Here is a 23,464-nt window from a genome sequence, read left to right as displayed (position 1 = left end):
GTCTCGCGCCGGGAAAAACGGGGCTCGTTCCGACCAAGGCCGGCTCCGGCACCCAACGCTCTCCAGAGGAAGCGAAACCGCCGCGGCGTCGAAGCGCCCGGCGTCGATGGCGCTTATCTACCGACGCCCACCCGAGCTGTCAACAGGCCGTCATGAATTTTTCCACGCGGCCGCGATTCGCCGCCTGCGAACGCCCGCGGGGCCGGCTCCGAGCCGGCCCCGCGCCTCATTGCCGTCATCTTGGGAGCGCAGTCGCGTCGAGGAGGCATCCGCGACGGCGCGACCCTCTCCGGGCGCCGCCGAGCGTTGCCAGCGGGCCGAGGGCTTGGCTATGGTGCGCCCGCGCGGACGAGGTGCGTGCGGGACGCGGGCGGGTTCGAGCGGGATCGAGTCGGGGCATGAAGGCAGGCATCCCAGATCCGGGTGACGACGCGCAGACGCGAGGCGGCGGGGCCGGCGCGTTCGCGACCGGCGCACCGCCCGCGCCCGGCGCGAGCGGGGAGCCCCGGGAGGGCGCCTCCCCGCCGCGGCCGGCGCCGGCGGCGTCCGGGCTCCCCTCCTCCGGCACGACGCCCCCGCGCGCGGGCACCCGCCCCCTCTCCCCGGCGGGCGTCGCATCCACCGGACGCCGCGGCACGGACCGGGCCTTTCCCCTGGGCGGCGAGCCGCCGCTCGATCCCGCCGGCGACGACGCCCCGATCGCGCGGCGCGCCGTGTCCTGGCGCTGGCTCGCCGGGGGCGTGCTGACGGGCGCCACCGGGGCGCTGCTCATCGGGGCCGCGATCGTCGTGGCCGTCGAGGGCTCGACGGCGCTCGTGGCGCCGGCCGAGCGCATCGTCCCGCAGGCCGCCGCGCCCGGCGCGGACGCCGCGCGCGGCGGCGCCGCCAAGGCCGATCGCCTGCTGCGCACGACGCTCACCGTCACCGCGACGAGCACCTTCGAGGCGCCGATGGCGCAGCGCGTCGGCGAGCGCGAGATGATCCGCGTCCAGTCCTTCACGCGCCTCGCCACCGGCCTTTCGCGCACGACCGGGGTCCACGCCGCCGACATCCCGCGCTTCGACCCGATGCGCTACCTCGCCGAGGGGAGCGACGACGACGCCCAGCCGGCGCCGGCGGCCGCGGAACTCGCGCCGGAGGAGGCGGACGTCACCGTGCTGCGCCGGGCGCTCGCCGAGGTGCCGCCGGGGCCCGTCTCGCCCGCCCTCTCCGACGCCGACGCCGCCGCGCAGGTCTCCGAGGAGCGACGCATCGCGCTCGCGGCCGGCCAGCGCCGCGGGCTGCCGCTGCCGGCGCAGGCGATGCTCGGGCGCACCGTCGGCCCCGCCGCGATCGGCGGGCTCGCCGCCTACGCCGCCGTCGAGGACACGCCGTTCGACTCGATCGAGGTGCGCGTCATCCCCGAGAACGTCACGACGCTGCCCAAGCGCGCGCCCGCCGAGGGCGAGGACGACACCGAGGAGCTCGGCCTCGCGCTCGGGCGCGAGCAGACGCTGCCGCAGCTCCTCGCGGAGCGGGGCATCGCGGCGGAGGACGTCGCGGGCGCCGTCGCCGCGCTCGGGGGCGCGCAGGTCGTCGCGGCCCTCCCCGCCGGCCAGCCGATGCGGCTCCTCGTGCGCGACGGCGCCCGGCCCGGCGACCCGCGCCGGCTCCTGCGGGTCGTGCTCTACGGCGAGCGCGGCGTCGAGGCGATCGCGGCCGTGACCGACGCGCACGCGTTCGTCGCCGTTCCCGTGCCGGAGGAGCCGCGGCCCGAGGGGACGGCGGTCGCGCAGGCGGACGAGGGGCAGGGCGGCGCGCGCCTCTACGAGAGCCTGTTCGAGACGGCGATGAAGCACGGCCTCTCCCACGACACGGTGGAGGACCTCGTCCAGGTCTTCGCCTACGACGTCGACTTCCAGCGCCGGGTCCAGCCGGGCGACGCCATCGACGTGTTCTATACGCAGCCCGAGCCGGACGCGCCGCCGGAGATCCTCTCCGCCGCGCTGACGATCGGCGGCGAGACGAGCCGGGTCTACCGCTTCCACGACCCCGAGACCGGCGCGGTCGACTATTTCGACGCCGAGGGACGCTCGCTGAAGAAGTTCCTCATGCGTAAGCCCATCGCCGACGGGCGCCTCACCTCGGGCTTCGGCATGCGCCGACACCCGGTCCTGCGCTATGCCCGCATGCACACCGGCGTCGACTGGTCGAACCGCGTCGGCACGCCGATCTTCGCCGCCGGCGCCGGCACCGTCACGGTGGCCGGCTGGGAGGGCGGCTACGGGCGCCGGGTCGAGATCCAGCACGCCAACGGCTACGTGACCACCTACTCGCACATGTCCCGGATCGGCGACGGCATCCAGCCCGGCACGCGCGTGACGCAAGGCCAGGTGATCGGCTATCTCGGCAATTCCGGCCTCTCGACGGGTCCGCACCTGCACTACGAGGTGATGGTCAACGGCCGCTTCGTCGACCCCTTGAAGATCCGCGTGCCGCGCTCGCGCGAGCTCGACGGGCGCGCGCTGGCCGACTTCGCCCGCCAGCGCGACCAGGTCGTCGAGCTGATGGAGCGCGCCGACGGACCGGTGCGCGTCGCGCAGGGCACCGGCGGCTGAGGGCGGCCGCGGGTCCATGCTCGACGCCCTCCTCGTGGTCCTGCCGATCTTCGGCCTCGTCCTCGTCGGCTTCGCCGCCCGCAAGCGCGGCATCATCGACGAGGCGGCGGGGACCGGGCTCACCCAGTTCGTCTTCGCCATCGCTCTGCCCTGCCTCATCCTGGACACGCTGGCGCGCGGGGACGTCCCGCTGGCCGAGCCGTGGGGCTACTGGGCCTCCTACTTCCTCGCGCTCGCGGCCGTCTGGGCGGTGGTCGGGCTCCTCGCGCGCCACGCCTTCGGGCGGGTGGGGGTCGAGACGGTGGTGGCGGGCTTCTCGGCGGCGCAGTCGAACACCGTGCTGATCGGCGTGCCGCTGATCCTCAAGGCCTTCGGCGACGCCGCTGCCGTGCCGCTGTTCCTGCTGGTCGCGATCCACCTGCCGATCACGATGAGCGCGGCGACGCTCCTCGTCGAGGGGCGCGGCGCCTCGCTCGCCGGCATCGCGAGGAAGCTCGCCACGCATCCGATCATCATCGGCATCGCGCTCGGCGCGGCGCTGCGGCCCTTCGCCGAGGGCGTGCCGGAGCCGCTGTGGCGGATGATCGGCATGCTGGCGGACGCCGCCGCGCCGGCGGCGCTCGTCGCGATGGGAATCGCGCTCGCGCGCTACGGGCTCGCGGCGGGGCTGCCGCTGCCCGCGACGATCACGGCGGGCAAGCTCCTGCTCCACCCGCTCCTGGTCTGGCTGCTGGCGACCTTCGTCTTCCCCGTGCCCGAGGCCTGGATCCCGGTGGCGGTGATGTTCGCCGCCTGCCCCTCGGGCATCAACGCCTTCCTGCTGGCGCAGACCTACCGCTCCGGCGTCGGGCTCGCGTCGAGCGCGGTGGCGCTGTCGACGGCGCTCGCCGTCGTGACCATGGCGGGGTGGCTCTGGCTGGTGACGGGCTGAGCACGCCGTCTACCGTGCGCCGGCCCCCGCGTCCCGCACGGCCGCGCGCACGTCCTCGGGCGTCCAGCCCGCGGCGCGCAGTTCGGCCAGCGGCGTCGAGCCCAGCGACTTGGCGAGCTTCTCGCCGGCCGCGTCGCGCACGAGGCGATGATGCCGGTAGAGCGGCGTCGGCAGGTCGAGCAGGCGCTGGAGCAGGACGTGGAGGTCCGTCGCGGCCTCGAGATCCGTGCCGCGGACCACGTGGGTCACGCCCTGCGCGGCGTCGTCGACGACGACGGCGAGGTGGTAGCTCGTCGCGATCTCCTTGCGCACGATCACGGCGTCGCCCCAGCGGGCGGGGTCGGCGACGACGGGGGCGTGCGCGCCGCCGTCGTCGAAGCGGGCGTAGGCGTGCGGGCCCGGCGCGGCGACGAGGGCCGCGTCCATGGCGAGGCGCCAGGCGACCGGGCGACCCTCCGCGAGAACCGCGGCGGGATCGCGCGCCCGGCAGCTTCGGGGGTAGAGCGGCGCGCCGTCGGGATCGCGGGGGACGGGCGCCCCGGTCGCCGCCTCCCGCGCGGCGACGGCGTCGGCGATCTCCCGGCGCGAGCAGATGCAGGGATAGAGGAGCCCGCGCGCCCGCAGCCGCGCCGCCGCGGCCGCGTAGGCGGGAAAGCGGGTCGACTGGCGCAGCGGCGCGGGCTCGAAGGGCATGCCGAGCCAGGCGAGGTCGTCCAGCATGGCGGCGACGAGATCCTCGCGGCAGCGGGTCGTGTCGATGTCCTCGATGCGCAGGACGAGGCGGCCGCCGAGATCCGCGGCGAGCCGGGCGTTCTCCAGCGCCGAGTAGGCGTGGCCGAGATGCAGGCGGCCGTTGGGGCTCGGCGCGAAGCGGAAGACGGGTTGCGTCACGGGTCACCCTGCGCCAGGAGAGGTGGTTCGACGAGGCGTCACCGACGATGCGTCCCGGCCTGCGGGACGCGCGAGACCCTGGAGATAGGCGATGGACGCGCGTCTCGACAGCGAGGAGCGGTTGCGCGAGGGGCTGGCCGAGCTCGTCGCGCGCGATCCCGCGCTGGCGCGCGCCGTCGCCGAGGGCTCGGTGCCCGCCCTGCGCACGCGCCCGGAGGGCTTCGCGGGGCTCGCCTGGATCGTGATCGGCCAGCAGGTGTCGGTGGCGAGCGCGGCGGCGATCAACGCGCGGCTCGAGGCGGCGCTGCCGGAGATGACGGCCGACGCCCTGCGGGCGGCCTCCGACGAGACCCTGCGCGCGGTCGGCCTGTCGCGCCCGAAGATCCGCACGCTGCGAGCCGTCGCCGAGGCGGTGGCGAGCGGCGCCCTGCCGTTCGCCGACCTCGGCGCCATGCCCGCCGACGACGCGCGGGCGCGGCTCGTCGCCGTGCACGGGATCGGGCCGTGGACGGCGGACATCTATCTGCTGTTCTGCCTCGGCCACGCCGACGCCTTCGCCGCGGGGGATCTCGCCCTGCAGGAGGCCGCGCGGATGATCTACGGGCTCGAGGCCCGCCCCGACGCGAAGGCGCTCGCAGCGATGGCCGAGGCCTGGCGGCCCTGGCGGGGCGTCGCGGCGAAGCTGCTCTGGGCGCACTACCGCCGCCTCACGGGGCGGGCGGGGACGGGGGAGACGGCCTGACCTCACGCGGCCAGCAGCGACCGTCCGTCGGTCGCGGCGATCGTCGTCTCGACGAGCGCGCCCGGTTCGGGCGCCTCCGCGGCGAAGCGCACGAGCGAGAAGTCCTCGGTGCGGCCAGTCCCACCGCGCTCCGCGAGCACGCGGCGACGCGCGCCGACATGCGTCGCGAGATGGCTGGCGAGCGCCGCCTCGCCGGCCTCGCGCAGGCGCCGGGCGCGCTCGCGGACGATCTCGGGCGGCACCTGCGGCATGCGCGCCGCCGGCGTGCCCGGCCGCGGCGAGTAGGGAAAGACGTGGAGATGGGTGAGCCCGCATTCGGCGACGAGGTCGAGGGAGCGGGCGAACATCGCCTCCGTCTCGGTGGGGAAGCCGGCGATCAGGTCGGCGCCGAGCGCGATTTCCGGGCGCAGGGCGCGCAGCCGTTCGCACAGGGCGATCGCGTCGGCGCGGGCATGACGGCGCTTCATGCGCTTGAGGACGAGGTCGTCCCCCGCCTGGAGCGAGAGATGGAGATGCGGCATCAGCCGCGGCTCGGTCGCGATCGCCTCGAGGAGATCGTCGTCCATCTCGACCGAATCGAGGGAGGACACGCGCAGCCGCGCGAGATCCGGCACCCCGGCGAGCAGCGCCTTCACGAGCGCGCCGAGGCGTGGCCCCCCTTCGAGATCGCCGCCCCAGCTGGTGAGGTCGACGCCGGTGAGGACCACCTCGCGGGCTCCGGCCGCGGCCTGCGCGCGCACGCTCTCGACGACGGTCGCGGCGGGGACGGACCGGGAATTCCCGCGGCCGAAGGGAATGACGCAGAACGTGCAGCGGTGGTCGCACCCGGTCTGCACCTGCACGAAGGCGCGGGTGCGCCCGCGCGGCGGCGCGGCGTCTGGGGTGGGGGCGGCGCGCGCGCGCATCACGTCGGAGACGAGCCGGCGCGGCGCGTCCCCCGCGGCGAGCCGCGCCCAGGCGGCGGGGTCGCGCTTGTCCTCGTTGCCGAGAACGTGGGCGACCTCGGGCATCGCCGCGAAGGCGTCGGGCTCGACCTGGGCGGCGCAGCCGGTGACGACGAGCCGCGCGCCGGGCCGCTCCCGCGCGACGCGGCGGATCGCCCGACGCGCCTGGCGCGTCGCCTCGGCGGTGACGGCGCAGGTGTTGATCACGGCGACGTCGTCGAGCCCGGCGGCGTCGAGGCGGCGGGCGATCGCCTCCGATTCGGCGAGGTTGAGCCGGCAGCCGAAGGTCTCGACGCGGGCGCGCGCGTCCCCGCCCTCGGGCGGCGCGTGCGCCATCAGGCGCTCTCCGCGCGGTCCACGGCGAGATCCGCGAACAGCGAGGCCTCGAGCCGGCCCTCGTGCTCGAGCTCCACCGGCCCGGTCATCAGCACGTGATCGTCGCTCGCGCGCCAGCGGATCGTCAGCTCCCCGCCCGGGAGCGCCACCACGGCCTCGCGGCCGGTGAGCTTCTTGCGGGCGGCGGCGACGAGCGCCGCGCAGGCGGCGGAGCCGCAGGCGCGGGTGAGGCCGACCCCACGCTCCCAGACGCGCAGGCGGATACGGGTCGGCGAGAGGACATGCGCGAGCGAGATGTTTGCGCGATCGGGGAAGATCGGATGGTTCTCGAGCAACGGGCCGATGCGCGCGAGATCGTAGGCGTCGACGTCGTCGACGAAGAAGATCGCGTGCGGATTGCCCATGTTCACCGCCGCCGGCGAGTGCAGGATCGGATCGTCGATCGGCCCGATCTGCAGCTCGATGTAGCGCGTGTCCGGGAACGGGTCGCGCAGCGGGATGTCCTGCCAGGCGAGCTTCGGCGCGCCCATGTCCACCGTGAAGGTCGTCGCGCCGTCGACCGTCACCGGCAGCAGCCCCGCCCTGGTGCGCAGGGTGAGCGCCGTCTTCGCCGGGTCGCCCATCTGCGGATCGTGCACCAGCGCCCAGGCGACGCAGCGCGTGCCGTTCCCGCAGGCGCCCGATTCCGAGCCGTCGACGTTGTAGATCCGCAGGTCCGCGTCGAGCCCGGGAACGCTCGGGTCGTGGATCACCATCAGCTGGTCGAACCGCGAGGCGGCGCTCGCGGCGATCGCCCGCGCCTCGGCGGGGCGCACGCGCAGGTCCGTGCCGCGCAGATCGAGCACGGCGATCTCGTTGCCGATGCCGTTCATCTTGAGGAAGCGGCGGTGCGCGAGCGGGGACATGGGCGGGATCCGGGCCGTCGGGTCTCGCGTCTATATGCGCGATGGCCGGCGCGAATGCCAGAGCGCGCCCGCCATCGCCCCCCTTCAGAACCGGTTGCGATACTCCCACTGCCGCTCGCCGACGAGGCAGTCCGTCGGCAGGTCCACCTGGGCGCGTTGCACCAGCGGGCGCGGCGGGACGATGCCGGCGATCTCGAGCACGAGCTTCGTGCGGATCGCGTCGACGAACTGCTCGGGTGCGCGCACCGGCACGACGAAGGCGCCCGGCCCGCCGATCACGCAGTCGACGTAGTACTTGTCGAGGTCGTCGATGTCGAGGTAGCCGGGCCGCTTGAGCATGATCGGCAGGCCGTTGACCGTCACGCCCCGAGCGATCGCCCGGTCTCGCGCCGCGGTGACGAAGGCGCCCTCGTTGTTGGGGCCGTCCCCGGAGACGTCGATGACCCGGCGCAGCGCCCGCACGCCGCTCTCCTCGAGGAGCTGGAGGGAATAGTCGATCGCGCCGGCGATCGAGGTGCGGCGCGCCCGGTTGATCCGCTCGAACTCGAGGTCGTCGGCGAAGCGCACGGCGCTCTCGGGCCCGTCGATCAGCGTCCAGGGGACGATGACGTGCCGGTCGGCGACGCCGGCCCACTCGACGTAGGTGACCGCGATCTGGCCGATGAGCCCGCGCCCGATCGCCTCGTGCACCTCGCGCGAGCGCAGCGCCTCGACGAAGCCGGCGCGTTGGAGCTCCTGCTCGTCGGTGTCCATCGAGAAGGAGATGTCGACGGCGAGCACGAGCGCGACGTCGACCTCGGTCTCCGCCTGCGCGGGCCGCGCGAAGCTCAGGCTCGCGATCGTCACCGCGAGAACCAGGGCGGCCATGCCGCCGGTGCGGGATCTCCCGCGAACGCTCAACGCCCACATCGCTCGGCCTCCTCTTTCCGGAGAGCCCCCCGCGCGTCGGTGAAGCGAGGAGCATGCCAGCGGGTCGGCGGATCGGGCTAGTGCGCGGATTACCGGAGCGACGAAGCGCCGCGCGTGGCCTCCACGATCTCTCTCGCGCGCGCGAAGGCGCCCTCGACGTCTAGGTCGGAGGTGTCGAGGAGCACGGCGTCGTCCGCCGGCCTCAGCGGGGCCGTGGCGCGGCCCTGGTCGCGGGCGTCGCGGGCGTGGATGTCCGCCAGCACGGTCTCGTAGGGAGGCGCGTCGCCGCGCCCCACGAGCTCGCGATGGCGGCGGCGCGCGCGCTCCTCGGCGCTCGCGGTGACGAAGAGCTTCACGTCGGCGTCGGGGCAGATCACCGTCCCGATGTCGCGCCCGTCGAGCACGGCGCCGGGCGCCTGCGCGGCGAAATCCCGCTGGCGGTCGAGGAGCGCCGCGCGCACGGCCGGAATCACCGAGACGCGCGAGGCCGCCTCCCCCATCTCCGCGCCGCGCAGGCGGCTCTCGTCCATGAAGGCGAGCTCCAGCGCATAGGCGGCGGCCGCCGCCGCCTTCTCGTCGTCGAGCGGGCGGTTCTTGTCGAGGAGGAGGCGCGCCACGGCGCGGTAGAGCAGGCCGGTGTCGAGATGCGCGAGCCCGTAATGGGCGGCGATGCGCTTGGAGAGCGTCCCCTTGCCCGATGCCGCGGGTCCGTCGACGGCGATCACGAAGCCCATCGGGCGGTCTCCTCCAGCTCTGCGCCGACGGCGCGTAGAAGTCTCTCGAGATCCGGCAGGGCGGCGTCGATCGGGCCGGGCTCGGCGATCGCGAGCCCCCGCGGCAGGCTCGCACCGAAGGCGGCGAGCGCGACGGCGAGGACCGGGTCGCCCGCCGCGGGCACCACGATATCCTCCGCCGCGGGCGGCCGGGCGCCGCCGGAGAGGACGAGATCGTCGCCCACGGCACGGTGCGCGATCCCCATCGCGGCGAGCCCCGCGGCGAGCGCGGAGATGCGCGGCGCGTCCGGGCGATCGGGCGCGCAGGCCCCTGCGAGGCGGCTCTCGCCGGCGGAGGACGCCGCCGCGAGGGCGAGGGCTGGGAGGGTCGGTCCGAGCGCGGCGACCGCGTCCGCCGCGAGCACGCCTCCCGCGCCCGGCGCGCCCGCACGAACGCGGACCGCACGAAGACCGGCCGGATCGCCCGCCTCCTCGGCGATGTCCGCCCCCAGGGTCCGCAACGCCGCCAGGAACGCGTCCGTCGGGCCGTCGGGGGCGAGGCCGTCGAGCACCACGTCGGAGCCGGGGACGACGAGCGCGGCAAGCACGAGCGCCGCCGTGCAGGCGGGGTCGGCCGGCAGGGCGAGCGGCACGCCGACGAGCTCCGGCTGGCCGTCGAGCGCGAGGCTGCGCCCGTGCGCGCCGTGCGGCACGCGGTGGATCCGCGCGCCGAGGCGAGCCATGAGATCGGGCAGCGCACCGAGGCCCGCGGCCGGCGCGACGACCGTGGTGCGCCCCGGCGCGTTCAGCCCGGCGACGAGCACGGCCCGCGCCGTGGCGGCATCGCCGGCCGCGCCCTCGCGCGCGATCGGGATCGCCTCGCGCGCGCCGCGCACGTTCAGGCCCCCGCCGTCCGCGCCGACGGCGAGGCGCGCGCCCATGGCGGCGAGCGCCTCGCGCAGACCCGCCCCTACGGGATCGTCCGCCGAGCCGGCGCGCGGGGCGATCGTCACGTCGATCGGATGCGAGGCGCAGGCGCCGAGGATCGGGGCGAGCGCGGCATCGTCGATCACGAGCGGCATCGTCGGTTCCGACAGCCCGCCGACGCCGGTCCCGGCGACGGTCCACGAGGCGTCGCCCTCCGTCACCCGCGCACCGAGGGCGCGGCAGGCCCGCGCCGTGCGCGCGACCGCCTCGCCCGAGGGCATGCCGCGGATCGCCGTCTCGCCTATCGCGAGCGCGCCGAGCACGAGCGCCGCATGCCCGTCCTCCGGCGATCCGGGCGGGCGCACGCGCCCGCGCAGCGCGCCGGCCGCCCGGACGCAGAGGCGCTCGCGCGTCCCGGAGCGGGGCGGGCGATCAGGGGGGGATCCGCAGGGCACGAACGGGCTCGCTCACCGGGGACGTCGAGAACGGCCGGACGCCTAGCACGCGGGGCGGGCCGCGTCACGACCCGCCCCGCCGATCGTCCGTTCGCGCCCGTGCGCGCGCGAGATCGCCCGCGCGCCGTCGCCTCACATGTCCTCGGGCAGCGGCGTCTCGGACGTGCGCACCGGCAGGATCGGATGCTGGACGATCGGCTTCTCGCCGGTGAGCGTGCGCAGGAAGGCCGTGATGTCGGCGATCTCCTCGTCCGACAGCGCGGTCCCGAGCTGTGCGACGCTCATCACCGCCACCGCCTCCTCCAGATCCCAGACCGCGCCGGAGTGGAAGTAGGGTGCGGTGAGCTCGATGTTGCGCAGCGGGGCCGCGCGGAAGACGTAGTCGTCCGCCGCCGTCTCGGTGACCTGGAAGCGGCCGCGGTCGCCGACCGGCAGCACCTCCGCCCCCGGCCGCTCGACGACGCCGAAGGGATAGTACTCCTGCCCGCCGAAGTTCACGCCGGCATGGCAGGCGGCGCAGCCCGTGTCGATGAACGCGGCGAGACCGCGCTTCTCCTGCGCGTCGAGCGCGCGGTCGTCGCCCATCAGGAACTGGTCGAAGCGCGCGTTCGGCGTGATCAGCGTCGCCTCGAAGGCCTCGATCGCCCGCGCCATGTTGTCGAAGGAGATCGCGTCGTCCTCGCCGGGGAAGGCGCCGGCGAAGGCGTCGACGTAGCCCTGCATGGAGCGCAGGGTCGCCTCGACCCGCTCGGGCGTCGAGTTCATCTCCACGCCCGCCTGGATCGGGCCCTTCGCCTGCTCGGCGAGGTCGGGCGCGCGCCCGTCCCAGAACTGCGCGGCGTTGAAGACGGCGTTGTAGACGGTAGGCGCGTTGCGCGGACCCTTCTGCCAGCCGTGGCCGATCGAGACCTCGAGTCCGTCGACGCCACCCATGCCCACGTTGTGGCAGGTGTTGCACGACAGGAGCCCGGAGGCCGACAGCCTCGGGTCGAAGAACAGCATCGCGCCGAGATCGACGCGCGCGCGGGTCGCGACGTTGCCGGAGAGCGCCGGCGGGTTCGTCGGGATCGCCTCGAACCAGGAGCGCGCTTCCTCGCGAAGCGCGGCATCGTCCGGCGCGGTGCCTTGCGCGGCGGCGGGGGCGGCGAGTGCGATCGTCGCGGCGGCTGCGAGGAGTATCGTGCGCATGTGTCGGCCCTCCGAGATGGAACGGCGCCAACCTAGACCACGGGCCGCCGCCGCCCTTGACCTGGATCAAGGCTCTGCGGCGCTCGCCCGCGCATTCGCGCGTTGACAAGCGCCCCGCGAGGCGCTAGCCGCGCCTGTTCCAGAATTCCAAAGCACACGAAGGAACCACCCGTGGCCAGACCGGAACTCGGCACCAAGCGGACCTGCCCCGAGACCGGGCGCAAGTTCTACGACCTCGACCGCGACCCCGTCGTCTCCCCCTACACCGGCATCGCCTACCCGCGCTCGGCCTTCGAGGCCGTCGGCACGAAGGGCGGGCGCGTCGCGCCCGTGGTGGAGGCCGAGGAGGAAGAGGAGGAGGTCGTCGAGAAGGCGGACGTCGAGCTCGTCTCGCTCGAGGAGGCCGAAGGCGACGAGAAGAAGGCGGACGGCGACGAGGACATCGACCTCGGCGACGACGAATCCGACGACACCTTCCTCGCCGAGGAAGAGGAGGGAGACGACGACGTTTCCGGCCTCATCGACAGCGATATCGAGGACGAAGAAGAGGGTTGACATCCCCTCCGGAGCGTCTAAACAGGCGCTCCGTCGCGGGGAGATCGGCATCGCCCTCCCCGCCGCGGACCACCCCGCGGGACCCGTCGAACGGGACCCGAGCCCGCGGGACGAGAGTGGGGCCATAGCTCAGTTGGGAGAGCGCTTGAATGGCATTCAAGAGGTCGGCGGTTCGATTCCGCCTGGCTCCACCAATCTCCTGACCGACCTCCGACACGGCCGTCTCTCCAACGCCCCCCGGTGCGCATGCGCAGGCCCCGGAGCACCGCTCCGCCGGGCCCCGTCGTGTTGCCGCCGTCCCTGCACACCGTCTCTGCCCACCGTCTCTGCTCGAGCGCGCGTCGCGGTCTGCCGTCGAAACAGGCTTGACGCAACGGAAGCCCCAGTCGAGTATCAAAATTGAGACGCGCTCGGAGGCCCGCAGGGGCGGTGCCCCGTGCGCCGCTCGATCGGCGGGGAGCGGACGGCGACGTGATCGAGATCGACGGCATCAGCAAGGTCTTCCAGCTGCGCGGCAAGTCGGTGCCGGCCCTCGAGCCGCTCACCCACGCGGTGCCCGAGGGCCGCTTCGTCGCCGTCGTCGGCCCGTCGGGGTGCGGGAAGTCCACGCTCCTGCGCCTGATCGCCGGCCTGGAGACGCCGACGTCGGGCACGATCCGGCTCGGCGCGGGACCCGTGAAGCGCCCCGTCGGCTTCGTCTTCCAGGACGCGGTGCTGCTGCCGTGGAAGTCGGTCGAGGCGAACATCCGCTTCCCCCTCGACACGGCGGGCGTGGAGCGCGCCCGTGCGGATGCGGTCGTGCGCGAACTCGTGGCGCTCGTCGGCCTGCGCGGCTTCGAGCAGACGCTGCCGCGCCAGCTCTCCGGCGGCATGCGCCAGCGCGCCGCGATCGCCCGCGCGCTGGCCGACGACCCGCCGATCCTGCTCATGGACGAGCCGTTCTCCGCGGTCGACCTCCTCACCCGCGAGACCCTCAACGACGAGCTCCTGCGGATCTGGCAGCGCACGGGCAAGACCGTGATGCTCGTCACGCACTCCGTCGAGGAGGCCGCCTACCTCGCCGACGAGGTGATGGTGATGTCGGCCCGCCCCGGGCGCCTCGAGCGGACCTACGCGATCGGCCTGCCGCGCCCGCGCAGCGAGGAGACCAAGCTCGACCGCGCCTATCACGAGCTCGTCGCGGCGCTGCGGCGCGACCTGCGTGGCGGGGAGGCGGCGCGATGATCCGTGTGCGGCCCGTCCTGGAGTACGGTGCCGCCTTCGCGGTGCTCGTCACGGCCTGGTGGTACGCCAGCGGCCCGATGGGGATGCCGCCCTACCTGCTGCCGTCCCCGCAGGCGACGGTGCTCGCTCTGGTGCGCGAGGCGTCGACGGGGAGCCTCGCGGGGCACCTCGCGTTCACGCTGCGCAGCATCGCGCTCGGGCTCGCGCTCGGCGCGGTGGCGGGCGTGGCGCTCGCGTACGTGCTCTATCGCGTACCGCTGCTCTCGACGCTGCTCGACGGCCCGCTCGTCGTCCTCCAGAGCGCGCCGAAGATCGCGCTCGCGCCGCTCTTCGTCGTCTGGTTCGGTCTCGGGCTGGAGGCGAAGCTCGCGCTCGTGTTCTCGCTCGTGTTCTTCCCGGTCCTGATCGGCGCGCTGGCGGGCTTGCGCGCCATCGATCCGCGCCTGCACGACATCGCCGCGCTGCTGCGGCTGGGCGCCATCCGGCGCTTCGCGGCGATCGACCTGCCCGCGGCGCTGCCGGGGATCTTCGTCGGGCTCAAGGTCGGCGGCGTGCAGGCGCTGGTGGGCGCGATCCTGGCGGAGTGGATCTCCGGCGACCGGGGCCTGGGCTTCCTGATGACCTTCGCGGCGGCGACCTACCGGGCGCCGCTCCTGTTCGGCGCCGTGCTGCTGACCGCGCTGCTCGGCGTCGCGCTGCACGTCGCGCTCGGGCTCGCCGAGCGCCGCCTGCTCGCCTGGAACGACGCCGATGAGCGCTAGCACCTCCGCCCTCATGCCCTGGCGCGGGGACATGCCGCCGCACCTGCCGGCCCGCGCCGGCGACGTCGCCCCGGACGTGCTCGTGCCGGGAGATCCCGATCGCGTGCCGATGCTGGCCGCGCTGATGGAGGACGTCTCGGATTTCGGCCGCCGCCGCGAGTTCGCGGTCGTCACCGGGTCGTACCGCGGACGGCGGCTGACGATCTGCTCGTCGGGCATCGGCGGGCCGTCCACCGAGATCGCCCTCGTCGAGCTCGCGATGCTCGGCGCGCGGCGGATCGTGCGGATCGGGGGCATGTCGGCCCTCGTGCCCGAGATCGCGCCGGGCGACTACCTCTGCGTGACCCGCGCCCTGGGGGACGGCGGCGTGCCGGCGCTCTACGGGGGTGACGGCGGGGCGGCGCCGGGGCTTCCGGAGGCGCTCGCGGCCGCCGCGTCCGAGCTCGGGCTCGCGGCGCATCTCGGGCCGGTCGCCTCCACCGACAGCTACTACCTCGGCCAGGGCCGCCCGATCCGCCGCGGCGAGGCGGCGCCCGCGCCGGACCGGCTCGACGCGCTGCGCGCGGCCGGCGCGCTCGGCGTGGAGATGGAGGCCCACACTGTGCTGACCGTCTGCGCACGGCTCGGCGTGGCGGCCTGCGCGCTGCTCGGCGTGCACGGCAACCGCGCCACCGACGCTTGGCTCGACGACTACCGGAGCACGCAGGAGAACCTGCTGCACATCGCCGGGCGCGCCCTGGCGACGACACACAGAGGGGAACGATCATGAAGCATCTGTCCGCACTCCTGGGCTTCGGCCTGCTGCTGGCCACGCCGGTGCTCGCGCAGGACGAGGTCCTGTTCCAGATCGACGGCGCGGCGGTGCCGTTCTACGCGCCGCTCTACGCCGGCGTCGAGAACGGCTTCTTCTCCGACGAGGGCATCGAGGTCGAGTTCATCTACGCCGGCGCCTCCGACATCCTGACGAACATCGCCGCCGGCAACGTCCAGTTCGGCTTTCCCAACGGCGACGCCGTGATCGCGGCGGCGGCGAACGGGCTGCCGGTGCGCGTCGTCCACACCACCTACCAGCGGGGCATCGGCGCGCTGCTCGCCAAGGCGGAGACCGGCATCGACAGCTACGCCGACCTCGCCGGCAAGACGGTCGCGGTGACGAGCTACGGCAGCCCGAACTACCTCCAGCTCCAGGTCGGCCTCGCCCAGGCCGGGCTCGGCCTCGACGACGTGACGGTCGAGCTGATCGACACCGGCGCCATCGTCCAGGCGCTGCAATCGGGCCAGGTCGACGCGATCGTGTTCTCGGAGCTGCGCAAGTACGTGCTCGAGGGCGCCGGCGTCGAGGTCGACATGATCCTGTCGAACGACTTCCTGCCGTCCTTCGGCAACGTGGTCGTGACCGGCGCACGCCTGCTCGAGGAGAACCCGGACCTCGTGCGCCGTCTCACCAACGCCGTGACCCGCTCCTACGAGTGGACCATGGACGGCAACATCGAGGCGGCGCTCGACATCGCCATGGAGAAGTACACCCCCACGTGGGCCGAGCAGAAGCCCGCCCTCGTCACGGCCTTCGAGCAGACCTTCGCCGCCTCGGTGTGGCGCAGCGCGCTCACCGACGAGCGCGGGCTCGGCGTCGCGGACCTCGCGGCCTGGCAGGCCAACGCCGACATCCTCGCGCAGTACGACGTGATCGAAGAGGCCCCCGACGCCAGCACGTTCGTCGTCGCGGACCCGAAGACGATCGGGAACTGAGCCGTGCCGATCCGCGGCCTGGCGGGCCTCGCCGCCATCCTGCTGGCCTGGCTGGCCGCGGTGCACCTCTTCGGGGTGCCGGACTACCTGCTTCCGGCACCCCTCGACGTCGCGCGCCGCATGGTCTTCCTCCACGAGAACGCCCGCCTCCTCGACCACGTGGCCGTGACGCTGACCCAGCTCGCCTGGGGCTACCTGCTCGGGCTCCTCGCCGGGATCGCGGCGGCCCTCGCCTTCGCCCGCGCGCCGATCCTCGAGCGGCTCTCGATGCCGCTCGTGCTGCTCCTGCAGACGGCGCCGAAGATCGCCATCGCGCCGCTGCTGCTGCTCTGGCTGGGGCTCGGGCCGGCGCCGAAGATCGTGCTGGTCGCCATCGTGACCTTCTTTCCGATCATGACCGGCGTGCTCTCGGGCCTGCGCTTCCTGCCGCGCACCTACGGCGACCTCGCGAGGGTGCTGCGGTTGTCGCCCTGGCAGCGCTTCGTGCACATCGAGCTGCCGGCGACGCTTCCCACGCTGCTCGCGGGCATGACGGTGGCGAGCACGCTCGCCGTCACCGCCGTCGTCATCGGCGAGCTGATGGGGGCGAACCGGGGCATCGGCTACCTGCTCGCCGCCGGCCAGGAGAGCGCCGACACGGCGACCGTGATCGGCATGGTGCTGCTCCTGTCCTTCATCGGCTGGGCGCTCTACGAGCTCTTCGAGCTGGTGCGGCGGCGGACCGAGGAGCGCTTCGGGCGGGTCTGAGCGCCGCGGCTCACCCCCGCGGGCGCCCCCACCCCGGCGCGACGTCGAGCGCGTCCTGGGCCCCGATCCGAGCGATCATCAGGTCGGCCTGCCGCTCCGCCTCCAGCGCGATCGCCAGCGGGTCGACGCGGGTGGGCCGCCCGGCCTCGAGCAGGATCTCGCCGTCGACCATCACCGTCTCGACGTCGTTGCCGTTGGCGAAGGCGACGACGCGGTGGACCGGCATGTTGGCGGGCGCGAGGTGCGCGCGGCGCCCGTCGACGAGGATCGCGTCCGCGCGCTTGCCGGGCTCCAGCGAGCCGATCTCGCCCGCGAGGCCCAGCGCCGTCGCCGCGTCGATCGTCGCCATCTCCAGCGCCTTGCCGACGGGGAGCACGGAGGCGTCGCGGTAGTGCCGGCGATGGTAGTGCATCGCCTGCTGCATGTGGCGGAACATGTCCCCGGACCGGTCCGGCGCGGTGGCGTCCGAGCCCAGCGCCACGACGACGCCGGCCTCCATCAGCTCGATCGCCGGGCAGCGGCCCTTGATCGAGGCGACCGCCGACGGGTTGTGGGCGATGCGCGTGCCGGTCTGCGCGCAGAGCGCGATCTCGTCCTCGTGGAGATCGATCGCGTGGGACAGCAGCGCGTCCGGCCCGAGCAGGCCCAGCGCATGGGCGCGGCGCACGGAGCCGCGCCAATGGCCGTCCTGCGTGAACAGGACGGCGGTCGCGCGCGAGAGCGCCCGCACGGCGCGCACCTGGCGCACGGCTTCGGCGTAGTCGTCGGGCGCCATGCCCGCCTCGTGCTCGTCGCGCAGCACGGGGTAGACGAGGGCGATCCGAACCCGCCCCCCGGCCGAGCCGTGGAGGCGCGCGATCAGCGTCTCGCAGGTGCGCATCTGCCGATCGAAGTCGACCGGGTAGCGCGTGGTCTCGCCCTCCTCGCCGATCGTGGCGTAGGTCCGGGGATGGGGCGCGCGGGTCGGACCCACGGCGACGATCGCGCGGGTGCCGACCTCGGCGACACCGCGGGCGTGCGCCTCGCCGTGGACGGGGTCGTCCGTGCGCATCACCGTGTCGCCGCCGCCGAGCAGCGAGACGCCGCAGGTGACGCCGAAGCGCAGCCGCTCCAGCGCCGCGAGCCGCGCCTCGGCGTGCCAGAACTCCGGCGTCGAGCCCGTCGTGTAGACCTCCCCGCAGATCGCCTCCCAGCGATCGCCGTCGGTCATGCCCATGGACTTGATCAGCCCGTGCCCGGCATGGGCGTGGACGTCGATGAGCCCCGGCATCAGGATCTTGCCGCGCCCGTCGACGATGCGCGCGACGGAGTGGGCCGCCTCGACCTCCTCGCGCGGGCCGACCGCGACGATGCGCCCGCCGCTCACCGCCATGGCGCCGTCGGCGATCACCCGCCGCGCGGCGTCCATGGTGACGATGGTGGCCCCGGTGACGAGGATGTCTTCCATCATTGCGCTCTCCCGAGGCTCGGCTCAGCGCAGCGCCGGCAGGCGCGCGACGTCGAGGACGGTGTCGACGGGCAGCGCGAGATCGGGGTGCCGCCCCGAAATCCCGGTCGCCTTGAGTGGATTGTAGAGGCACAGCCAGGCGGGGTCGTCCTGCAGCAGGGCATAGGCCCCCGCGTAGAGCGCAGACCTCGCGTTCGCATCGACGGTGACGCGCGCGCGGTCGATCAGCGCCTCCACCTCCGCGTTGCGATAGCCCTGCCACCAGGAGCCGCGCACCCGCGCGTCGAGCTTCTCGACGAGCACGCGGTAGGTCGACATCGGGCTCGAGTCGAAGACGCACAGGTCCCGGATCTCCTTGCGCCGCACCATGTGCGCGTAGGCCTCCCGGTCCTCGTGGACATGGACGTCCAGCGTCACCCCGATCGCCGCGAGCTGGCGGCCGAGCGCGGCGGTGAGCCGTTCCGCCTCGTCCGGCAGCCGCGTCGGGCAGTCGAGGCCGAGCGTCAGGCCCTCGGCGAAGCCCGCTTCGGCGAGCAGCGCGCGCGCCGCCTGCGGATCGCGCTCGCGGGCGGGCGCCGTGCCCGCGCCGAAATGGAGCGGGCTGACGAAGCCGTGGAGCGGGCGCGCGGCGCCGGGCACGACCTCGGCGATGAGCGCCTCGCGATCGAGCGCCAGCGCCAGCGCCCGCCGCAAGCGCGCGTCGGCGAGGGGGCCGCGGGCGGCGTTGAGCAGGTAGATGATGGCGACGGGGGCGAGCGAGACCACCCGCGTGGCGCCGTCCTTCGCCAGGTCCGCGCTCGCCGCGACGTCGAGATTGGTCGCGACCTGCGCGTCGCCGGCGCGCACCATGGCGAGGCGCGCCGCGCGATCGGGCTCGCGCACGAAGCGGATGCGTTCGTTCGCCGGCTCGCCGTCGAAGTGGCCGGGAACGCGGGCCATCGAGACGGCTGCGTCCGACTCCTCGACGAGCCGATACGGCCCCGTGCCGCAGGGCCGGCGCGTGTCGCCCGCGTCGTAGGCGGGGAGCGCGGACGGTGCCACCACATAGCCCTGGACGAGGACGTCGAGCAGGTCCGCCATCGGCGCGTCGAGGCGGATCACGAGCGTCCCGGCGTCCGGCGCCTCGACGATCGCGTCGCCGAGGTACTGCCGCCAGACGGCGGGCGCGCCGAGCGTGTAGCCCTTGTCCTCGCGCGCCATGCGCCGGAGCGAGAGCGCGACGGCCTGCGCATCGCAGGGCGTCCCGTCGTGGAAGGCGACGCCCGCGCGCAGGCGGAAGGTCCAGGTGCGCGCGTCGTCCGACACCGCCCACGCCGTGGCGAGCCGCGGCACGTAGCCCGCGCCCCCGCCCCCGCCCGCGCGCCGCACCAGCGTGTCGTACAGCGCCTCGTAGAGGGAGAGCTCGTCGGCGGCGTCCGTGCAGTCGTGCGGGTCGGCCAGCGGCAGGCGGGCCTGCGCGACGACGACCTCTTCCCTCGTCGGGTCCTGGTTCACGGGCGGTTCCTTTCCGGGTCGTCGACGAGATGGCAGGCGACACCCTGGCCGCCGCCGACGTCCTGGAGTCGCGGGCGCTCGGCGGCGCAGCGGTCGAAGGCGAAGGGACAGCGCGTGCGGAAGCAGCAGCCCGACGGCAGCGAGAGCGCGCTCGGCACCTCGCCCTCGAGCTCCATCTCGACCGCACGGTCCGCGGGGTCGATGGTCGGCGCCGCCGAGAGCAGCGCGCGGGTATAGGGGTGGCGCGGGGCCGCGAACAGCCGCTCGCGCGGAGCCGTCTCGACGAGGAAGCCGAGATACATCACGCCGATGCGGTCGGCGATGTGGTTCACCACCGAAAGGTCGTGGCTGATGAACAGGTAGGCGAGGCCGTACTCGTCTCGCAGGTCCATCATCAGGTTGAGGATCTGCGCCTGGATCGAGACGTCGAGCGCGGAGACCGGCTCGTCGGCGATGATCAGCCCCGGGTTGACCGAGAGCGCCCGGGCGATGCCGATGCGCTGGCGCTGGCCGCCGGAGAACTGGTGCGGGTAGCGCCCGGCATGCTCGGCGTTGAGTCCGACGCGCTCGAGCAGCGCGATCGCCGCCTCCCGCGCCTTCTTCTTCGCCTCGGGCTCGCCGCGGCGCTCGAGCTGCTCGAGCAGCGGCTCGGCGACGATGTCGCGGACCTTCTGGCGCGGATCGAGCGAGGCGAACGGGTCTTGGAAGATCATCTGCATCTTCGCGCGGACCGGCAGCATCTCGCGGTGGCCGTAGCCGCCGATCTCCTCGCCGTCGATGCGGATGTGCCCGCCGCTCGGCGTGTAGATGCGCGCGATGGACTTCGCGACGGTGGACTTGCCGCAGCCGGATTCGCCGACGAGCGCCAGCACCTCGCCCTTGGCGATGGAGAAGCTCACCCCGTTGACCGCGTGCACGACGCTGTCGACGAGGCGCGGGCGCCAGCCCTCGAAGCCGAGCCGATCGATGAGGCCCGAGCGCAGGGTGAAGCGCTGCTCGAGGTTCTCCACCTCGAGCATCGGGGCTTCGGCGACGGCCTCGACGGAAGACGCGGTCACCGGGGAGGCCGTCATGCGCGTGCTCCACCGGTCAGGGCGACGTCCTCGACGAGCGGGAAGTGGCAGGCGGCCTGGAGCGCCCCGCGGGTCGGGGCGAGCGTCGGGGAGACCTCGGCGCATCGCGCCTTCGCCCGAGGGCAGCGCGGGCGGAAGCTGCAGCCGGAGGGGAGGTCGCGGATGTCGGGCACCGCGCCGGGGATCTGCGCGAGCCGCGGCTTGCGGTCCTTCGGGTTGGGGATCGAATCGACGAGGCCGCGCGTGTAGGGGTGCGAGGGGTCGGCGATCACCTCCCGCGCCGGACCGGTCTCGACGACCTTGCCGCAATAGAGGACGACGATCTTGTCGACCATCTCGGAGACCACCGCGAGATCGTGCGTGACGAGGATCATCGCCGCCCCGGTCTCCGCGATGCGCTTGCGCATCAGCTTGAGGATCTGCGACTGGATCGTCACGTCGAGCGCCGTCGTCGGCTCGTCCGCCACGATCAGCCGCGGGGAGGCCAGGAGCGCGATGGCGATGACGACGCGCTGGCGCATCCCGCCCGAGAACTGGTGCGGGTAGGCCTTCAGCCGCTCGGCGGCGCGCGAGATGCCGACGCTCTCCAGCATGGCGATGCAGCGCGCCTTGCGCGCGCCCTCGTCGAGATCGGTGTGGAGACGCAGCATCTCGTCCATCTGCGCGCCGATGGTCCGCACCGGGTTGAGCGAGGTCATCGGGTCCTGGAAGATCATCGCGATCTCCCGGCCCCGGATGCGGCGCAGCCGCTCCTCGGAGGCGCGGGCGATGTCCTCCCCGCCGAGCCGGATCGCGCCGCCCTCGATCTTCCCGGGCGGATCGATCAGCCCGAGCAGCGAGAAGCCGACCACCGACTTGCCGCCGCCGGATTCGCCGACGAGGCCCATCACTTCCCCCGGCGCCAGCGTGAAGCTGACCCCGTCGACCGCCTTCACCGGGCCGGAGAAGGTGTGGAAATACGTGCGCAGATCGCGGACGTCGAGGAGCGGCGCGGTGGCCTTCGCGTGATCCATCCCGCGCCTCACTTCAGCCGGGGGTTCAGCTCGTCCCGCAGGAAGTCGCCGAACAGGTTGATGCCGAAGACCATCGCCATGATCATCAGGCCCGGGAACACGGAGGTCCACCACAGGCCCGAGAACAGGACGTCGAAGCCGTTCTTGATGAGCAGCCCCAGCGAGGGCTGCGTGATCGGCACGCCGACGCCCAGGAAGGAGAGCGAGGCCTCGATGAGGATGAAGGTGCCCACCTGCACGGTGGCGATCACGATGAGGGGCGTGAGCACGTTGGGCAGCACGTGACGGCGGATGATCTTGCCGTCGCGAAGCCCCGCGACGCGGGCGGCCTGCACGTATTCCTTCTGGATCTCGCCCAGCGTCGAGCCGCGCACCGTGCGCGCGTAGACGACCCAGCCCACGAGCGTCAGCGCGATCAGCACCTTGTCGATCCCCGTGCCGAAGGCGCTCATCAGGAAGAGCGCGATCAGCATCGAGGGGAACGACAGCTGGATGTCGGCGACGCGCATGATGAAGGCGTCGAGCCGCCCGCCGTAGAAGCCGGCGAGAAGCCCCAGCGTGGTGCCTATCGCGCAGGCCGTCAACATCGCGGCGATGCCGATCAGCGCCGAGACGCGGGTGCCGTAGAGGATCGCGGAGAGCACGTCGCGACCCTGCCCGTCGGTGCCGAGCGGGAAGCGCGGGTCGCCGCCGTCGATCCAGGCGGGCGGCTTGTAGCTGTCGAGCAGGTTCAGCTGCGTGAGGTCGTAGGGGTTCTGCGGCGCGACGAGAGGACCGAAGAGCACGATCAGCACGCAGACGAGGATGATCGCGCTGCCGGCGATGGCCGAGACGTTGCGGCGATAATTGTAGACGAATTGCGAGGCGAGGAGCTGGTTCATCGTCCCGTCCTCCTCACTTCACGGTGATGCGCGGGTCGATCGCCGTGTAGACGAGGTCGACGACGAGGTTGATGACGACGAAGATCAGCGCCACGAGCATCAGGTAGACGACGATGACCGGCCGGTCGGCGCGGTAGATCGAGTCGACGAGCAGCTTGCCCATGCCGGGCCAGGCGAAGATCGTCTCGGTGATGGTGGCGAAGGCGATCAGGTCGCCGATCTGCAGGCCGAAGATGGTCACGACCGGGATCAGCGCGTTGCGCAGCCCGTGGCCGTAGAGCACGTCCTTGCGCGAGGCGCCCTTGGCGCGGGCGAACTTGATGTAGTCCTGGCGCATCACCTCCATCATGCCCGCGCGGGTCATGCGCAGGATGATGGCGAGCGTGCCGAGCGAGAGCGTCACGGCGGGCAGGACGACGTGCGTCCAGCCGTCCCGGGTCAGGAGCGTGGTCTGGATGCCGAAGACCTCCACCGTGTCCCCGCGCCCCGACGAGGGCAGGAGCCGCCATTCCACGGCGAACAGGAAGATCAGCATCATGCCGACCCAGAAACCCGGCAGCGAGATGCCCACCAGCGAGCCCGACATGATGAGGCGGCTCAACGGCTTGCCCGGGTTCGCGCCGGCATAGACGCCGAGCGGGATCGCGACGACGGCGGCGATCAGCATGGCGACGATCACGAGTTCCAGCGTCGCCGGCAGGCGCTCGAGGATGAGGTCCATCGCCGGCTGGCGGAAGACGTAGGAGCGGCCGAAATCGCCCTGCACGAGGTTCTGCAGGAAGACGAGGTACTGCTCCGGCATCGAGCGATCGAGGCCGAGGATGCGCCGCGCCTGCTCGATCTCTGCGTCGGTCGAATCGATGGGGATCACCATGAAGACGGGATCGCCGGTGAAGCTCATCATCAGGAAGACGATGACGGACACCGCCCACAGGACGATGGCCATCTGGACGAGCCGCTTGATCGCATAGGCCAGCATCGC

At 73.5% G+C, this 23,464-nt stretch carries 22 protein-coding genes and 1 tRNA gene; 10 read left to right on the top strand and 13 right to left on the bottom strand.

The window, feature by feature from the left end:
- The first annotated feature begins 398 nt into the window (after positions 1–398).
- Together AB9M23_RS09140 and AB9M23_RS09135 are read left to right on the top strand one after the other, a co-directional pair.
- Positions 399–2,597 (top strand): M23 family metallopeptidase, encoded by a 2,199-nt coding sequence (locus tag AB9M23_RS09140; RefSeq protein ID WP_372424213.1) that lies wholly within the window; start codon positions 399–401, stop codon positions 2,595–2,597.
- 16 nt (positions 2,598–2,613) lie between these two features.
- On the top strand, positions 2,614–3,528 hold the full coding sequence (locus AB9M23_RS09135; protein ID WP_372424212.1) for an AEC family transporter: 915 nt from the start codon (positions 2,614–2,616) through the stop codon (positions 3,526–3,528).
- Between the two features lie 9 nt (positions 3,529–3,537).
- On the opposite strand, the gene gluQRS is transcribed toward AB9M23_RS09135, so the two are convergent.
- On the bottom strand, positions 3,538–4,419 hold the full coding sequence (gene gluQRS, locus AB9M23_RS09130) for a tRNA glutamyl-Q(34) synthetase GluQRS (protein WP_372424211.1): 882 nt from the start codon (positions 4,417–4,419) through the stop codon (positions 3,538–3,540).
- Positions 4,420–4,510: 91 nt separating this feature from the next.
- Between gluQRS and AB9M23_RS09125 the strand changes: the two genes are divergently transcribed.
- Entirely contained in the window at positions 4,511–5,161 is a 651-nt protein-coding gene (locus tag AB9M23_RS09125; protein WP_372424210.1) for a DNA-3-methyladenine glycosylase family protein, read from the top strand.
- Positions 5,162–5,163: 2 nt separating this feature from the next.
- On the opposite strand, the gene mtaB is transcribed toward AB9M23_RS09125, so the two are convergent.
- The 6 genes from mtaB to AB9M23_RS09095 all read right to left on the bottom strand — a co-directional run bounded on the left by mtaB (position 5,164) and on the right by AB9M23_RS09095 (position 11,538).
- Positions 5,164–6,441, bottom strand: a complete 1,278-nt coding sequence (gene mtaB, locus AB9M23_RS09120; RefSeq protein WP_372424209.1) for a tRNA (N(6)-L-threonylcarbamoyladenosine(37)-C(2))-methylthiotransferase MtaB — start codon at positions 6,439–6,441, stop codon at positions 5,164–5,166.
- Positions 6,441–7,346 carry a diaminopimelate epimerase gene (dapF, locus tag AB9M23_RS09115; protein WP_372424208.1) on the bottom strand — a complete coding sequence of 302 codons (906 nt, stop codon included), beginning with the start codon at positions 7,344–7,346 and terminating at the stop codon, positions 6,441–6,443. The genes mtaB and dapF overlap by 1 nt, the downstream gene beginning before the upstream one ends.
- An 84-nt stretch (positions 7,347–7,430) precedes the next feature.
- Positions 7,431–8,213 carry a DUF1194 domain-containing protein gene (locus AB9M23_RS09110; protein ID WP_372424207.1) on the bottom strand — a complete coding sequence of 261 codons (783 nt, stop codon included), beginning with the start codon at positions 8,211–8,213 and terminating at the stop codon, positions 7,431–7,433.
- Positions 8,214–8,344: 131 nt separating this feature from the next.
- Complete coding sequence (cmk, locus tag AB9M23_RS09105; protein ID WP_372424206.1) at positions 8,345–8,989, bottom strand: (d)CMP kinase; 645 nt, start codon at positions 8,987–8,989, stop codon at positions 8,345–8,347.
- Entirely contained in the window at positions 8,977–10,350 is a 1,374-nt protein-coding gene (locus tag AB9M23_RS09100) for a carboxyvinyltransferase (RefSeq protein ID WP_372424205.1), read from the bottom strand. Before AB9M23_RS09100 ends, cmk begins: the two co-directional genes overlap by 13 nt.
- Positions 10,351–10,482: 132 nt before the next feature.
- Complete coding sequence (locus AB9M23_RS09095) at positions 10,483–11,538, bottom strand: cytochrome-c peroxidase (protein WP_372424204.1); 1,056 nt, start codon at positions 11,536–11,538, stop codon at positions 10,483–10,485.
- A 171-nt stretch (positions 11,539–11,709) separates the two neighbouring features.
- Here AB9M23_RS09095 and AB9M23_RS09090 point away from each other — a divergent pair, with 171 nt between their 5' ends.
- The 7 genes from AB9M23_RS09090 to AB9M23_RS09060 all read left to right on the top strand — a co-directional run bounded on the left by AB9M23_RS09090 (position 11,710) and on the right by AB9M23_RS09060 (position 16,574).
- Positions 11,710–12,093, top strand: coding sequence for a TIGR02300 family protein (locus AB9M23_RS09090; protein ID WP_372424203.1), 384 nt, complete (start codon positions 11,710–11,712; stop codon positions 12,091–12,093).
- Positions 12,094–12,211: 118 nt separating this feature from the next.
- Positions 12,212–12,287, top strand: a tRNA-Ala gene (locus tag AB9M23_RS09085).
- A 277-nt stretch (positions 12,288–12,564) separates the two neighbouring features.
- Positions 12,565–13,317, top strand: a complete 753-nt coding sequence (locus AB9M23_RS09080; protein WP_372424202.1) for an ABC transporter ATP-binding protein — start codon at positions 12,565–12,567, stop codon at positions 13,315–13,317.
- The gene (locus tag AB9M23_RS09075; RefSeq protein ID WP_372424201.1) at positions 13,314–14,078 is read left to right on the top strand and encodes an ABC transporter permease; all 765 of its coding nucleotides are present in this window, start codon (positions 13,314–13,316) and stop codon (positions 14,076–14,078) included. The genes AB9M23_RS09080 and AB9M23_RS09075 overlap by 4 nt, the downstream gene beginning before the upstream one ends.
- On the top strand, positions 14,068–14,847 hold the full coding sequence (locus AB9M23_RS09070) for a phosphorylase family protein (RefSeq protein WP_372424200.1): 780 nt from the start codon (positions 14,068–14,070) through the stop codon (positions 14,845–14,847). The genes AB9M23_RS09075 and AB9M23_RS09070 overlap by 11 nt, the downstream gene beginning before the upstream one ends.
- On the top strand, positions 14,844–15,827 hold the full coding sequence (locus AB9M23_RS09065) for an ABC transporter substrate-binding protein (RefSeq protein ID WP_372424199.1): 984 nt from the start codon (positions 14,844–14,846) through the stop codon (positions 15,825–15,827). The genes AB9M23_RS09070 and AB9M23_RS09065 overlap by 4 nt, the downstream gene beginning before the upstream one ends.
- Positions 15,828–15,830: 3 nt before the next feature.
- The gene (locus tag AB9M23_RS09060) at positions 15,831–16,574 is read left to right on the top strand and encodes an ABC transporter permease (RefSeq protein ID WP_372424198.1); all 744 of its coding nucleotides are present in this window, start codon (positions 15,831–15,833) and stop codon (positions 16,572–16,574) included.
- A 10-nt stretch (positions 16,575–16,584) separates the two neighbouring features.
- Here AB9M23_RS09060 and AB9M23_RS09055 read toward each other — a convergent pair whose 3' ends face one another.
- The 6 genes from AB9M23_RS09055 to AB9M23_RS09030 are packed head-to-tail and all read right to left on the bottom strand — an operon-like array spanning position 16,585 to position 23,461.
- Entirely contained in the window at positions 16,585–18,024 is a 1,440-nt protein-coding gene (locus AB9M23_RS09055) for an amidohydrolase family protein (protein ID WP_372424197.1), read from the bottom strand.
- 21 nt (positions 18,025–18,045) lie between these two features.
- Complete coding sequence (locus AB9M23_RS09050) at positions 18,046–19,515, bottom strand: ABC transporter substrate-binding protein (RefSeq protein WP_372424196.1); 1,470 nt, start codon at positions 19,513–19,515, stop codon at positions 18,046–18,048.
- On the bottom strand, positions 19,512–20,588 hold the full coding sequence (locus AB9M23_RS09045; RefSeq protein WP_372424195.1) for an ABC transporter ATP-binding protein: 1,077 nt from the start codon (positions 20,586–20,588) through the stop codon (positions 19,512–19,514). The genes AB9M23_RS09050 and AB9M23_RS09045 overlap by 4 nt, the downstream gene beginning before the upstream one ends.
- Positions 20,585–21,601: an ABC transporter ATP-binding protein gene (locus AB9M23_RS09040; RefSeq protein ID WP_372424194.1), complete on the bottom strand. Its 1,017-nt coding sequence runs from the start codon at positions 21,599–21,601 to the stop codon at positions 20,585–20,587. Before AB9M23_RS09040 ends, AB9M23_RS09045 begins: the two co-directional genes overlap by 4 nt.
- A gap of 8 nt (positions 21,602–21,609) precedes the next feature.
- A complete protein-coding gene (locus AB9M23_RS09035) occupies positions 21,610–22,482 on the bottom strand; it encodes an ABC transporter permease (RefSeq protein ID WP_372424193.1) in 873 nt (290 codons plus the stop codon).
- Between the two features lie 13 nt (positions 22,483–22,495).
- Positions 22,496–23,461, bottom strand: coding sequence for an ABC transporter permease (locus AB9M23_RS09030; RefSeq protein WP_372424192.1), 966 nt, complete (start codon positions 23,459–23,461; stop codon positions 22,496–22,498).
- Positions 23,462–23,464: the final 3 nt, after the last annotated feature.

Origin of the sequence: Salinarimonas chemoclinalis, assembly GCF_041514305.1 — a bacterium.
GTDB lineage: Bacteria > Pseudomonadota > Alphaproteobacteria > Rhizobiales > Beijerinckiaceae > Salinarimonas > Salinarimonas chemoclinalis.
Note: the sequence above shows the minus strand (reverse complement) of the source record. Positions and strands in the feature narration are given on the sequence as shown.

Excerpts from the sequence above, each read along its gene's own strand:
- AB9M23_RS09110 (WP_372424207.1), bottom strand. The coding sequence starts at position 8,213 with ATGGCCGCCCTGGTTCTCGCGGTGACGATCGCGAGCCTGAGCTTCGCG.
- AB9M23_RS09055 (WP_372424197.1), bottom strand. The coding sequence starts at position 18,024 with ATGATGGAAGACATCCTCGTCACCGGGGCCACCATCGTCACCATGGAC.
- AB9M23_RS09095 (WP_372424204.1), bottom strand. The coding sequence starts at position 11,538 with ATGCGCACGATACTCCTCGCAGCCGCCGCGACGATCGCACTCGCCGCC.
- AB9M23_RS09035 (WP_372424193.1), bottom strand. The coding sequence starts at position 22,482 with ATGAACCAGCTCCTCGCCTCGCAATTCGTCTACAATTATCGCCGCAAC.
- AB9M23_RS09030 (WP_372424192.1), bottom strand. The coding sequence starts at position 23,461 with ATGCTGGCCTATGCGATCAAGCGGCTCGTCCAGATGGCCATCGTCCTG.
- AB9M23_RS09045 (WP_372424195.1), bottom strand. The coding sequence starts at position 20,588 with ATGACGGCCTCCCCGGTGACCGCGTCTTCCGTCGAGGCCGTCGCCGAA.
- AB9M23_RS09075 (WP_372424201.1), top strand. The coding sequence starts at position 13,314 with ATGATCCGTGTGCGGCCCGTCCTGGAGTACGGTGCCGCCTTCGCGGTG.
- AB9M23_RS09070 (WP_372424200.1), top strand. The coding sequence starts at position 14,068 with ATGAGCGCTAGCACCTCCGCCCTCATGCCCTGGCGCGGGGACATGCCG.
- AB9M23_RS09140 (WP_372424213.1), top strand. The coding sequence starts at position 399 with ATGAAGGCAGGCATCCCAGATCCGGGTGACGACGCGCAGACGCGAGGC.
- AB9M23_RS09040 (WP_372424194.1), bottom strand. The coding sequence starts at position 21,601 with ATGGATCACGCGAAGGCCACCGCGCCGCTCCTCGACGTCCGCGATCTG.
- mtaB (WP_372424209.1), bottom strand. The coding sequence starts at position 6,441 with ATGGCGCACGCGCCGCCCGAGGGCGGGGACGCGCGCGCCCGCGTCGAG.
- cmk (WP_372424206.1), bottom strand. The coding sequence starts at position 8,989 with ATGGGCTTCGTGATCGCCGTCGACGGACCCGCGGCATCGGGCAAGGGG.
- AB9M23_RS09135 (WP_372424212.1), top strand. The coding sequence starts at position 2,614 with ATGCTCGACGCCCTCCTCGTGGTCCTGCCGATCTTCGGCCTCGTCCTC.
- dapF (WP_372424208.1), bottom strand. The coding sequence starts at position 7,346 with ATGTCCCCGCTCGCGCACCGCCGCTTCCTCAAGATGAACGGCATCGGC.
- AB9M23_RS09125 (WP_372424210.1), top strand. The coding sequence starts at position 4,511 with ATGGACGCGCGTCTCGACAGCGAGGAGCGGTTGCGCGAGGGGCTGGCC.
- AB9M23_RS09065 (WP_372424199.1), top strand. The coding sequence starts at position 14,844 with ATGAAGCATCTGTCCGCACTCCTGGGCTTCGGCCTGCTGCTGGCCACG.